The sequence below is a fragment of the Brevundimonas sp. DW-iso22 genome (assembly GCF_058725425.1).
This window is the reverse complement of the sequence record NZ_JBZXEB010000007.1, coordinates 222,016-234,578: the sequence shown is the minus strand read 5'-3', so window position 1 is coordinate 234,578 and position 12,563 is coordinate 222,016. Positions and strand designations below refer to the sequence as shown.

11 protein-coding genes are annotated in these 12,563 nt (G+C 64.9%); 8 read left to right on the top strand and 3 right to left on the bottom strand.

Annotated features, from left to right (window positions below):
* The first annotated feature begins 10 nt into the window (after positions 1–10).
* Positions 11–418 carry an acyl dehydratase gene (locus AC4PRM_RS13540; protein ID WP_492040264.1) on the top strand — a complete coding sequence of 136 codons (408 nt, stop codon included), beginning with the start codon at positions 11–13 and terminating at the stop codon, positions 416–418.
* 80 nt (positions 419–498) lie between these two features.
* On the opposite strand, the gene AC4PRM_RS13535 is transcribed toward AC4PRM_RS13540, so the two are convergent.
* Entirely contained in the window at positions 499–1,290 is a 792-nt protein-coding gene (locus AC4PRM_RS13535; RefSeq protein ID WP_373256446.1) for a SapC family protein, read from the bottom strand.
* Between the two features lie 127 nt (positions 1,291–1,417).
* On the opposite strand from AC4PRM_RS13535, the gene AC4PRM_RS13530 reads away from it, so the two are divergent.
* From AC4PRM_RS13530 to AC4PRM_RS13515, 4 genes are all read left to right on the top strand, one after another.
* Positions 1,418–1,894, top strand: coding sequence for a Fur family transcriptional regulator (locus tag AC4PRM_RS13530; protein WP_492040263.1), 477 nt, complete (start codon positions 1,418–1,420; stop codon positions 1,892–1,894).
* 44 nt (positions 1,895–1,938) lie between these two features.
* On the top strand, positions 1,939–2,829 hold the full coding sequence (locus AC4PRM_RS13525; protein ID WP_492040298.1) for an alpha/beta hydrolase: 891 nt from the start codon (positions 1,939–1,941) through the stop codon (positions 2,827–2,829).
* Positions 2,830–2,920: 91 nt separating this feature from the next.
* The gene (locus AC4PRM_RS13520) at positions 2,921–4,423 is read left to right on the top strand and encodes a CoA-acylating methylmalonate-semialdehyde dehydrogenase (RefSeq protein WP_492040262.1); all 1,503 of its coding nucleotides are present in this window, start codon (positions 2,921–2,923) and stop codon (positions 4,421–4,423) included.
* Positions 4,424–4,509: 86 nt separating this feature from the next.
* Positions 4,510–5,454 carry a hypothetical protein gene (locus AC4PRM_RS13515; RefSeq protein WP_492040261.1) on the top strand — a complete coding sequence of 315 codons (945 nt, stop codon included), beginning with the start codon at positions 4,510–4,512 and terminating at the stop codon, positions 5,452–5,454.
* A gap of 7 nt (positions 5,455–5,461) precedes the next feature.
* Here the strand turns inward: AC4PRM_RS13515 and AC4PRM_RS13510 are convergent, their stop codons facing one another.
* Positions 5,462–6,631 (bottom strand): aminotransferase class V-fold PLP-dependent enzyme, encoded by a 1,170-nt coding sequence (locus AC4PRM_RS13510; protein WP_492040260.1) that lies wholly within the window; start codon positions 6,629–6,631, stop codon positions 5,462–5,464.
* 84 nt (positions 6,632–6,715) lie between these two features.
* The gene (gene secA / locus AC4PRM_RS13505) at positions 6,716–9,613 is read right to left on the bottom strand and encodes a preprotein translocase subunit SecA (protein WP_492040259.1); all 2,898 of its coding nucleotides are present in this window, start codon (positions 9,611–9,613) and stop codon (positions 6,716–6,718) included.
* Between the two features lie 245 nt (positions 9,614–9,858).
* Here secA and AC4PRM_RS13500 point away from each other — a divergent pair, with 245 nt between their 5' ends.
* The 3 genes from AC4PRM_RS13500 to AC4PRM_RS13490 are packed head-to-tail and all read left to right on the top strand — an operon-like array spanning position 9,859 to position 12,559.
* Positions 9,859–10,764 carry a peptidylprolyl isomerase gene (locus AC4PRM_RS13500; protein WP_492040258.1) on the top strand — a complete coding sequence of 302 codons (906 nt, stop codon included), beginning with the start codon at positions 9,859–9,861 and terminating at the stop codon, positions 10,762–10,764.
* On the top strand, positions 10,761–12,152 hold the full coding sequence (gene argJ / locus AC4PRM_RS13495) for a bifunctional glutamate N-acetyltransferase/amino-acid acetyltransferase ArgJ (RefSeq protein WP_492040257.1): 1,392 nt from the start codon (positions 10,761–10,763) through the stop codon (positions 12,150–12,152). The genes AC4PRM_RS13500 and argJ overlap by 4 nt, the downstream gene beginning before the upstream one ends.
* Complete coding sequence (locus tag AC4PRM_RS13490) at positions 12,149–12,559, top strand: (deoxy)nucleoside triphosphate pyrophosphohydrolase (RefSeq protein WP_492040256.1); 411 nt, start codon at positions 12,149–12,151, stop codon at positions 12,557–12,559. Before argJ ends, AC4PRM_RS13490 begins: the two co-directional genes overlap by 4 nt.
* Positions 12,560–12,563 lie beyond the last annotated feature (4 nt).

Sequence of the window (12,563 nt, the reverse complement as noted above, 5' to 3'; positions counted from 1 at the left end):
GGCAGATCGCATGAGCGAACCGCTCCATATTCATTTCGAGGACATCGGCGTCGGGGAAGTTATCCCTCTGGGGGCCTGCATGGTGGATGAGGCCGCGCTGGGCGTCTTCGTCGAGCGTTTCGCGCCCGGCTGGGATGCCGGCTATGGCGCGCCCGACGCCATGATCTATGCCCTGTGGAGTAGGCTGTTCGCTGAAAAGTCCGGCACTTGGGCCCAGTCCAAGGTGCTGGCCGTCGACGGCCTGCGTTTCCTGCGCAATCCCCCACCGGGCGAACTGATGCGCGGCCGGATGACGGTGATGGGCAAGGACCCCGTCGGCGACGACAAGGGCATCGTCATTGCGTCCCACGACCTGCTGGACGAAGCCGGCCGACTGGCCTTCTCGTGCCTGACGCGGGCCGTGTTCGTGCGCAGATAAGGATTGGTGCCGGCGTTAGGGGTGGAAGAAGCAATTAGCCTTGAACACTTCCACCCCCAACCTGACCAAGATCACCTGCTTCAGGCGTTGCCTGCTGCCTTCTGCTGTTGTGCCATCCGGTCGAATGCGATCACGATCAGGCGGTCCCAGCCCAGCAAAGAAATCAGATGGGCATAGATTTGGCCCAACGCCCCATTGTCACGAAGTTCGACCAACTTTTCGACGGGCAGGGCTTTGATTTTATCTTCCGAGATCGCGAAATACTCAGCGATTTTCTGAACCGAGGCAGCCGTACCGTCGGGATTTTTCGGCGTGAAGTTGGCCTCGCGCGTTTCGAACAAATCCAGATCGTTCAGCATTTTGACGAAGCTGTCGGTCCGCTGACGCTCGGTCTCGAAGTTGTTGCAGAACTCCAGGGCCTGCTGGACGTAGGGGCCGGGCTGGCCGTTCACGAACAGGGCCTGGGCACCACCCTCCTTCACGAAGGGAGCCTTTCGGTCGATGCACAGCACCAGGCGCTGCTGGGCGTCGTCATTGGCGAAGACAAAGGGATAGCGGCGCACATAGGCGGGGATGTAGGCGTCGCCACGGAATTGGCCTTGATCGTCGATGAACAGGTTCTCGCCATCGCGCAGACCCATGACGGCCACCGGTTGCTTGTTGTCACCGACGAAAATTACCGGATAGGACAGGGCGGCCGGCGCGAATTCGGTCACGGTCAGCGGCACGATATTGGTCTGAGCCACGAAATCATAAGGCCGATCAACCGGATCGACGCCCAGGGTGCCGTGGGCCTCGATCGAAAGGGGCTCAGGCTGGCTGTAGAACAGGACATTGCCGGTCAGGGAAGCAGTCGAGGTTGTGTCGGTCATGGACGCGATGCGGGCTCTGCAATGAAAAGGGAAGGCCGGTGTCTAACCCAGACCGGCGGCGGCGGCAAACGCGACGGTGAAGGTCGCTGCGGTTGCGACGAGAGCGACGAAGCCCTAGCTGTGGACCATGGGCGACAGCTGTCATCACGCACATCAGGACGGGCCACCGGACGCCGCAACAGTAGGCCGGGCGCTGACCGAGGCCGATCGCCGACTGTCCGCTCAGGGCGAGCGGATGACCGCCGCCCGCACGCGCGTGCTGGAGTTGCTGCTCAGCGCCGGAGAACCCGTAAAGGCTTATGACCTTATCGCCCGTTTCGGCATGGACGGGGCGCCGGCCAAGCCCCCCACGGTCTATCGCTCGCTGGAGTTTCTGGAGCGCCAGGGGCTGGTTCACCGCATCGCCTCCATCAGCGCCTATGTCGCTTGCACCTCCGGAGCGGACGATCATGCCGCCGCCTTCCTGATCTGCGATTGCTGCGGCGCGACTCAGGAGGTTTCTGCGACGCTGGCCGAGGGGCTGGATGCAGCTGCGACCTCGGCAGGCTACGTCATCGAGCGGACGACGATCGAGGCACACGGACGCTGCTCCGCCTGCGCCTGACCTGATCACTGGTAACCCGCCTATGTATGGCCTATCTGCCGTCTATGGACGCGATCCGGCTCTCCCCGCCCCGCCGCTTCAACCTGCCGGTTGATAACCGATGGGGCGCGGGCGACATGGCCGTACTGGACTACGGCGACCCCAAACGCCCTGTCGATGTGATCTTTGTCCATGCCAATGGCTTTAACGCCATGACCTATCGCAGCTTGCTGGCCCCCCTGTCGGGCTCGCTCAGGCTCTGGTCGCCGGATCTTCGAGGCCATGGCGCGTCAGTTCTTCCGGCACGGACACAAGGGCGACGCAGCTGGAACGACCACCGTGACGACCTGGTGGCGTTGCTGGATGCGCTGGAGGGCCCGCCTGTCATACTGGCCGGGCATTCCATGGGGGCAACCTCGTCTATCCTGGCGGCAGCCGAACGTCCCGAGCGGGTTTCGAAATTGGTACTGTTCGACCCTGTAATCTGGAGCCGCCTGGCCGTCGCGATCTTCCATCTGCCTCTGCTGGATCGGATGGCGGGTAGAATTCCGCTTGTGAAGAATGCCCTGAAGCGTCGGGCTGTCTTTGACAGCCGGGAACAGGCCATGACGGCCTACACCGGACGGGGGGCGTTTCGCGGCTGGCCCGAGATGATGGTGGCGGACTACCTGGCCGACGGCCTGATCCAGACAGACGGCGGCTTTATGCTGGCCTGTGCGCCGGATTGGGAAGCATCCAACTACGCGACGCAGAGCCACGACCCTTGGCGCGCGCTCAAGTACTATGATGGTCCGGTTCGCATCCTGAAAGCGGAGGCCGGATCGACCTGCCATGTCCCGGAGCAGCCGCGCGGCCTCCCGAACGTCACCGTTCAAACCGTCCAGGGCGGCACCCATTTCTTCCCCATGCTTCAGGCCGACGTGGCCCGCGACGCCCTGTTCGACGCGGCGGTATGATCTGACGCGCACGGCCCCGCTGGCGTCCGCCCACCCGACCCGCTAAACCGCCGCCAACAAGAACAAGCCGCTCTTCAGGGAACGTCCGACCATGCGCGACATCAACCATTTCATCGACGGTGCCAGCTTTACGGGCGCATCAGGCCGCTTCGCCGATGTGTTCAATCCAAATACGGGTGAGGTCCAGGCACGGGTGCAGCTGGCCTCGGTCGCCGAGATGGACCGTGCGGTGCAGTCGGCGCAGGCTGCCTTTGAGGGCTGGTCCTCGACCAACCCCCAGCGCCGCGCGCGCGTGATGTTCGAGTTCAAGCGGCTGGTCGAAGCCAACATGACCGAGCTGGCCGAACTGCTGTCGTCCGAGCACGGCAAGGTGGTCGCCGACTCGAAAGGGGACATCCAGCGCGGGCTGGAAGTCATCGAGTTCGCCTGCGGCATTCCGCATGCGCTGAAGGGCGAATACACCTGGGGCGCAGGCCCCGGCATCGACGTCTATTCGATGCGCCAGCCTCTCGGCGTGGTCTCCGGCATCACACCGTTCAACTTCCCGGCCATGATCCCGATGTGGATGTTCGGCGTGGCCATTGCGGTGGGCAACACCTTCATCCTGAAACCCAGCGAGCGCGATCCGTCGGTGCCGGTGCGTCTGGCCGAGTTGATGATGGAGGCGGGAGCCCCCGCGGGCGTGCTCAACGTCGTCCACGGCGACAAGGCGGCGGTGGACGCCATCCTGGAGCACCCGCTGGTCCATGCCGTCAGCTTCGTCGGCTCGTCCGACATCGCACACTATGTCTATCAGACGGGTGCCGCCAATCATAAGCGGGTCCAGGCCATGGGCGGGGCGAAGAACCACGGCATCGTCCTGCCCGACGCCGATATGGACCAAGTTATCAAAGACCTGTCCGGCGCAGCCTACGGCTCGGCCGGCGAGCGCTGCATGGCGTTGCCGGTCGTCGTTCCCGTCGGAAAGAAGACGGCCGACGAACTGCGCGAGCGGATGGTGGCCGAGATCCCGTCGATGCGGGTCGGCGTCTCGACCGACGCGGGGGCCCACTACGGTCCGGTGGTCACCGCCCAGCACAAGGCGCGCGTCGAGGGCTGGATTGACCAGGGCGTCAAGGACGGGGCCGAACTGGTCGTCGACGGTCGCGGCTTCAGCCTGCAGGGGCACGAGAAGGGCTATTTCATCGGCCCGTCGCTGTTCGACCACGTCACGCCCGAGATGGAGTCCTACAAGGAAGAGATCTTCGGCCCCGTGCTGCAGATCGTCCGCGCCGCCAGTTTCGAGGAGGCCCTGTCGTTGCCGTCGAAGCACCAGTACGGCAACGGCGTCGCAATCTTCACCCAGAACGGCCGGGCCGCCCGCGACTTCGCCGCCCGGGTCAATGTCGGCATGGTCGGGATCAACGTTCCGATCCCGGTGCCGGTCGCCTACCACACCTTCGGCGGCTGGAAGCGCTCGGCCTTCGGCGACACCAACCAGCATGGCATGGAAGGCGTGAAGTTCTGGACCAAGGTCAAGACCGTCACGGCCCGCTGGCCGGATTCCGAGCTGGAGCATGCGGATAGCAGCTTCGTCATCCCGACCATGGGGTGATTTTCCCCTGGGCGACGTTCGGTGCAGCACTTTCGGGAAACGGGCGTTAGACTAAGCTATACCGCCAAGCTGGAGTGCCCTGTCGCATGCGTCGTTTTCTGGTCTGGACCACCCTTCTGATCATCGTCGGCCTGGCACTGGCCGGGGCGGGCTACTGGGGCTGGTGGAACTATTTCGCGCGGTTCCAGCCGGTGACGGTCAGCCAGAATCAGGCCGAGATCCAGCGTCTGCTAGACGACGCGCCCTGGGTCTCGGCGGGCGATGTGACGGGCTCCCCAGTCTATGTCGTCGGCCATCGCGACAGCGACGCCCTGATGCGGTTCCAGCGCGAGGAGGGGCCCAAGCTGCGCACGGCGGGGGCCGAGATGCGTGTGGTGATGTTCGCCCGGCCAGACCTCGAGGGCCTGGCCCAGTCTACGGCTGCCGAACGCGCCACAGTCGCAGAGCTCTGGCTGACCCGCGACTGGACCTTGTATCGCCGCTGGACGGACACACCGGTGGCCAACTGGACCGCACCGGGCCTGGCCCCTGCCGACGGCGATCTGACCCGTACGGCCATCGTCGCCGGTGGTCGTGACTTCGCCCGCCGCCTTGGCGAACTGCTGGAGCCGAACGGTGTGCGGGAAGGTTATCCCGTCATTCTTTGGCGCGACCGGCAGGGGTTTCTGAAGGCCTGCGCCTGCACCGATGCCCGCTCATGGGCCTACATCCGCGACGATCTGGGCGCACCGGACGGGGTGGCCACGGACGGGGGCCAGACAGCCGAGGCCGTACCCTATGATGAAGGTGGCACCGCCATCCCGCCGCCCGCGGGCACACAGGCTTTGCCCTATCCCGATCTGACCGCGCCGCCTGTGCCGACCCCGGGCCGCGTTGAGGGCCAGCCCCTGCCGCAGGCGGGGACGGCTCCCGCGCCGAACGCTTCCGGTTCCGGAAATCCGTCGGCTCGCCCAGCGCAACGCCCGACGCAAGCCCCCCGGCCGCGCACGACACCTCAGCCGCAGCAGCAGGAAGACACGACCTTCTTCTGACGGTGACTCAGAGCACCCGGTCGCAGGTCTCGATCAGACGCTCCAGATCGGGCTCGTCCTGATACAGGCCGAAGCCGAAGCGGATGGTGTCGTCCCGTACGTCGGTGACCACATTGGCCTCAAGCAGCCGCGCCCGCCAGGCCAGGGCCTTGGGGTGGCGCAGAGCCAGGAACCGCGCGCGGTTGGCGTCATTCGTCATCGGGTTCAGGATTTCCGCATCGGCGAGACGGCCGACCTGACCGCCCTCGATCGCCTGCTGGAAGGTGCGCATCAGGCCGTGGGCATGGGCGGCGATATCGGCGGTTGTCAGCCCGGCCTCGTCCAGCATCTGGCGTACACCGTTGAAGCGGTACAGGGGGGTGGAATCCATCGTCGCCCCCCAGAACCGGCCCGCATCGGCCCGGTACTGAACGCCGTCCGGCGGCCCCATCAGATTGCCGAACTCGGCGAACCAGCCGGTGGATACGGGGCGCATGCAGTAGCCGTCGGGCGCATGGAGCATGCCCGCCCCCTCGCCCGACATCGCGTATTTATAGCCGCCGGTGACGTAGAACACCTTGTCCGCCACTGCCGAGAGATCGGTCGGTGTGGCCATGAAGCCGTGATAGCCGTCCACGACCACCCATGGCCCCGCCGGATCGGCCAGAGCCGCCAGATCCTCCAGCCGGTTGAAGCCCTGGCCGGTCTTGAAGAAGATCTGGCTGATCACGATCAGGTCGAAACCACCGCCGCGCGCGGCCTCCACGAACCGCTCGTCGAACGTTTCGAATGGCTCGAGTGGCACCCGCGTGACCACGGCCTGACCCGCCTCTTCCCAGCGCTCGGCCTGGCGACGAAAGGCATGGAATTCGCCGTCGGTGGACAGGATCCGGATCGGCTTGCGCTCGAGACCTGAGATGATCCGCAGCAGGAAGTCATGGGTGTTGGACGCGAACACCACTGTGTCCGGCGACGGCAGGTTCAGTTCGGCCGCCACATGTTTCTGCGCCTCCGGCACCACATCGCCGAACACCAGATCCCACTTGCGGTCCGCAAACTGATTGGCCTCGACCCAGGCCCGTACTTGCCCATCGAAACTGGCGTCTGGCCACAGGTGGTGGCTATGCGCCGCGAAGTGCAGCCGATCGGGGTCCAGCGACAGGGCGCGGGAGAAAAGGTCTTTACGCGCACCGGCCATCAGTCTCTCCGTCGTTCACGTCACCGGCAGAACGCACGATAACGCGCTCTGGAAGCGAGCCGCCGCGCGGCAAGCGTTAGCGCCCTAGATCAAGCTACCGTGGCAATGCTTGAACTTGCGTCCCGATCCACACGGACAGTCGGCATTTCGCGGCGTGCGCTCCCAGCCTGCGGCCAGCAGATCGACCGGCAGGCGTGAACGGTCGTCGCCGGTCAGCTGGCCTTCCGGGTTCTGGGCCGAGGGGTGATTCATTTCGTTCTCGCCCGTGCCGGGATTCAGGTGGATTTCCTGAAACTCGGGCATGTCCATGGGCGGGGGCGCTTCCTGGAAGCGGAACTCGACCGTCATCAGCCAGCGGGTGACGTTGTGGCGCAGCTCGTACAGCAGCGTCTCGAACAGGTTGAAGGCCTCGGTCTTGTACTCGTTCAGCGGATCGCGCTGGCCATAGCCGCGCAGGCCGATGACGCCGCGCAGGTGGTCCAGGTGAACCAGGTGCTCGCGCCAGGCCATGTCGATCTGTTGCAGCAGGAACTGGCGCTCCAGCCCGCGCGTCTGATCGGCGCCCAGCATTTCCAGACGTTCGGCGGCACGGGCATCGGTGGCGGCGACGATCCGCTCCTCGATCTCCTCGTTGGAGACGCCTTCCTCTGCGGCCCAGTCGTGCAGCGGCAGGTCCAGACCGAGAGTCGACTTCACCTTCTCGTCCAGCCCGTCGATATCCCACTGCTCGGCATAGGCCTTGGGCGGCATGTGCCTTTCGACCAGGTCGGAGATGACGTCGGCGCGGAACTCATTGACCAGTTCGGACAGGTCGGTGGAGTCCATAAATTCCTGACGTTGCTCGAAGACCGCCTTGCGCTGGTCGTTCACGACGTCGTCGTATTTCAGCAGGTTCTTGCGGATGTCGTAGTTGCGGGTTTCGACGCGCTTCTGAGCGGTCTCGACGGCACGGTTCAGCCAGGGGTGCGAGATCGCCTCGCCCTCGGCCACACCGAAGCTGCGCATGATCGAGTCCAGACGATCGCCGGCAAAGATGCGCAGCAGGTCGTCCTCGCAGGACAGGAAGAATTTGGACACGCCGGGGTCGCCCTGACGACCCGTCCGGCCGCGCAGCTGGTTGTCGATACGGCGGCTTTCGTGACGCTCGGTGCCCAGGACGAACAGGCCACCGGCCGCCAGCGACTTCTCCCTCTGGACCGCGATCTCGGCCTTGAACTGGGCCTCCATGGCCGCCTCGTCCTCGGGCGTGACCTCGATGGCCAGGTTCCGCTGGTCCTGACGCCACTTCTGCAGTTTCATTTCCAGGTTGCCGCCCAGCTGAATGTCGGTGCCGCGACCAGCCATGTTTGTGGCGATGGTCACCACGCCCGGCAGACCCGCATCGGCGACGATGAAGGCTTCCTGCTCGTGCTGGCGGGCGTTCAGCACGCTGTGCGGAATGCCGGTGCCGGACTTGATCTCGATGTCGAAATCTTCGTCCTTCAGCGCATGATAGGCCTTCTTGGCAGCGGCACGCACCTTGGGATCGTCACTGATCGCCTCGGTCTGCAGATGCTGGTGCTGGGGCTTCAGCGTCTTGATCTGGACTTCGTAGCTGTGGGTCTTCAGCAGTTCCGACAACGTCTCGGACTTCTCGATCGAGACGGTGCCGACCAGGATCGGCTGGCCCTTGACGTGGCATTCGGCGATCAGATTGGCGATGGCCTGGTTCTTCTCGGCCTCGGTGCGGAAGATTTCGTCGTCGTGGTCGATCCGCTTGACGGGACGGTTGGTCGGAACCTCCAGAACGTCCATCTTGTAGATGTCGAGGAATTCCTGAGCCTCGGTCGCGGCGGTGCCGGTCATGCCCGACAGCTTTTCGTACAGGCGGAAATAGTTCTGGATCGTGACCGAGGCCAGGGTCTGGTTCTCAGGCTGGATCTTGACGCCTTCCTTGGCCTCGATGGCTTGGTGCAGGCCCTCGGACAGGCGGCGGCCGCTCATCATCCGGCCCGTGAATTCGTCGATCAGCACGACCTCGCCGGCCTTGATGATATAGTCCTTGTCGCGCTGATACAGCGTGTTGGCCCGCAGTGCCTGGTTGATGTGGTGCACCAGGGTGATGTTGGCGGCGTCGTACAGACCGGTCGTGTCCTCGGCGAACAGACCGCGCTCTTCCATGATCTGCTCGACCTTTTCGGAGCCTTCCTCGGTCAGCAGGACCTGGCGCTGCTTTTCGTCCAGGTCATAGATGGTCTTGTCTTGGATCATCTCCTTGATGATGCCGTCCACGATCAGATACAGGTCCGAACGATCCTCGGTCGGGCCCGAGATGATCAGAGGCGTGCGCGCCTCGTCGATCAGGATGGAGTCGACTTCGTCGACGATGGCGAAATGGTGCGGGCGCTGCACCATCTCGTGCCGGTCATAGACCAGGTTGTCGCGCAGATAGTCGAAGCCGAACTCATTGTTGGTGCCGTAGGTGATGTCAGCGGCATAGGCGGCCTGGCGCTGGCCCGAGGACAGGCCGTTGACGATCACACCGACCTCCATGCCCAGGAAGCGATAGACCCGTCCCATCCATTCGGCGTCGCGGCGGGCCAGATAGTCGTTGACGGTGATAACGTGGACGCCCTTGCCGCTCAGGGCATTCAGATAGGCAGGCGCGATGGCGACCAGGGTCTTGCCTTCGCCAGTCCGCATCTCGGCGATGCCGCCGTCGTGCAGGATCATGCCGCCGGTCAGCTGCACGTCATACTGGCGCTGGCCCAGCACCCGTTTGGAGGCCTCACGCGCGACGGCGAAGGCTTCGTTCATGATCTTGTCGACCGTTTCGCCGCCAGCCAGACGATCGCGGAAAGCGTCGGTCATCATGCGCAGTTCGTCGTCCGACAGGGCGGCGAACTTGTCCTCGAGTGCATTGATCTTCTGCACCCGCCCCATGAATTCCTTGACCTTGCGGTCGTTGGAGGAGCCGAAAAACTTCTTGGCGATGCCGAGCATGAATGATCCGAAGGCGGGCGAGCGGGTAGGGCTCTGGTACTGGAACGGTCCCGAAGGAGCGGCGAAGGTCTGACGCCGAGACGGCGGCTTCTTCGGCGGCGGCCCGTCGCACCTGAAACAGGGCGCGCTGCATGGGGCCGCGCGGACGATGAAACCCCTCGACTTGGGCGCAGGCGGGACTTAAGCACCGACCTTATCCCTGTCAACGCGAGGGCCTTTGCCGCCCTGTGACGGAGCCTGCCTTCATGCAGCCTTTTCGCCCCCCCGTGATGACTGTCGCGCCGGTTCTTCTGGCCCTCGTCCTGGCACTTTCAGCCTGTGGACGTGGCGGCGGTAATGACCGCCCGCCGGAAGCCGACGATCGCGCCGTGGCCAGGGTTCAGGACGAGACGGTCTGGGCCTCTGACGTCAAACGCGAAGCCGTGGCCCAGGGGCTGATCGGCGAGGCTGAGCCCCTGGATACCAACTCAGACCTGTTCCGCCGCGTGCTGGACGAGGTCATCGACCGAAAACTTCTAGCCGCCGAGGCCGAGCGGCGCGGGCTCGACGATGACGCCCTGGTCCAGCGCCGACTCGTGGCGACGCGCGAGCGCATTCTGGGCGACGTCCTGATCGAGGAGCAGGTTGCCGGCCAGGTTAGCGAGGCCAGAATCCAGGAACTTTACCGCGACCAGGTCCGTCAGGCCCAGACGACCGACGAGGTGAGGGTCCGCTTAATCCTCAGTCGTACGCGCGAGGAGGCCGCGGCCGTGATCGGCGTCCTGGCCCAAGGTGCTGCGTTCGAGGCCGTGGCGGCACAAAGTTCGATCGATGACGCCACGCGCTTTTCGGGGGGTGACCTGGGCTATCGCACGCTGGATGTCCTGCCCCAGGCCTATGCCGACGCCCTGCGCGATCAACCGGCAGGGTCTACCATCGGCCCCGTCCAGACCGAGGCGGGATGGGCCGTCCTGCGTGTCGAGGACCGGCGCCGCGAAACCCCGCCGACGCTGGAACAGGCGCGGCCCCAAATTGTCCGCTACCTAACGTACGAAGGTATCCGCCAGCAGTTGGAAACCCTGCGAGGTCGGGCGAAGATCGAGCGCCTGCTGGACGAATCAGCGGCGGGGTCTCCTGCCCCTACTCAAGCGCCCGCGACCCCTGCCCCATGAGCAAGACTCCCACGACCGGCCGTTCCACGGGACAGAAGATCGAGCACGCCATCGAAAAGGCGCTGGACCCGCTGGCCACGGCGCTGAAACGCGCGGGCAAGCCTGCTGTCTCGACGTCGCCTGCCACTGTTGCCGTGCCCGGAAAGCCCGGGCTGGAGATATCGCCGCTGGCCGTGCCGTTTCCCGCCATTCCGCCGATCGGCGGGGTCGAGATCGCCACGGCGAGGGCGGGCTTCTACAAGCATGAACGAGACGATCTGGTCGTCTTTTCCTTCGCGCGGGGCACGAGCTGTGCGGGCGTCTTTACGCGCCACAAGATCGGTGCAGCCCCCGTGGACTGGTGCAAGCGACATCTTGATGCTGACGAGGGCGGCAAGGATGTGCGGGCGCTGGTGGTCAATGCGGGCTGCGCAAACGCCTTCACGGGCAAGGCCGGAGCCGATGCGGCACGGCGCACGGCGTCAGAGGTCGCCAAACGGTTCGGCTGTCGCCAGCGTGACGTGATGCTGGCCTCCACGGGCGTGATCGGTGTCCTGCTGGACGACAAGAAGATCGCGGCCCGGATGCATGACATTGAGGCCGGTCTGGATGCCGATGGTTGGGCAAAAGCCGGTCTGGGCATCATGACCACAGACACCTTCCCCAAGGGGTCGTTCGCAGAGTGCCAGATCGAAGGACACACGGTCCGGATCGCCGGCATCGCCAAGGGTTCGGGCATGATCGCGCCCGACATGGCCACAATGCTGGCCTTCATCGTCACCGATGCCGACATCCACCCAAGCGTGCTGCGGGCCCTGCTGGGTCTGCATGTGCGAACCACCTTCAACTCTGTGACCGTGGACGGCGATACGTCGACCAATGACACCTGCCTGCTGTTCGCCACCGGAGCCAGCGGTGCGCCGCGCATCGGCCGGGTCGGCGACCGGCGGCTGAAGGCGTTCTCCGCCGCGCTGGACAAGGTCATGCTGGACCTGGCGCATCAGCTCGTCCGGGATGGGGAAGGGGCGACCAAGTTCGTAAAAGTCACAGTGGACGGGGCCGCCAGTCCCGCCTCGGCCCGTAAACTGGCCAAGTCGATCGCCGACAGCCCGCTGGTCAAGACCGCCATCGCCGGCGAGGACGCCAACTGGGGCCGCGTGGTCATGGCCGTCGGCAAGACCGAGGAACCGGTGGACCGCGACCGCCTGGCTATACGCTTCGGTCCGCACCAGGCGGCCATCGATGGAGCGCCATCGCCGACCTATGACGAGGCGAAGATGAGCGCCTATATGAAACAGTCGGAGATCGACATCACGGTCGATGTCGGCTCGGGCCGCGCCTCTGCCACCGTGTGGACCTGCGACCTGACCAAGCGCTACATCGAGATCAACGGCGATTATCGTTCGTGACCGGCACCCTCCCCACCGTTCTGGTCGTGGCAGCGGCCCTTATCGATGCCGACGGACGCGTGCTGATCGCGCAAAGGCCCGAGGGCAAGGCGCTGGCAGGCCTATGGGAATTTCCCGGCGGCAAGATCGAGTCGGGCGAGCGGCCCGAGCAGGCGCTTATCCGCGAGCTGCACGAGGAACTGGGCATCGACGTCAATGCCGCCTGCCTGGCCCCCTTCGTGTTTACCAGTCACGCTTACGAATCCTTTCACCTGTTGATGCCACTGTATCTGCTCCGGCGCTGGTCGGGCACGGTGCAACGGCGCGAGCATGCGGCACTGAAGTGGGTGAAACCGGATCAGCTCCGGGACTATCCCATGCCCCCGGCGGATGAACCCCTGGTCGCCTGGTTGCGCGATCTGCTTTGACCTC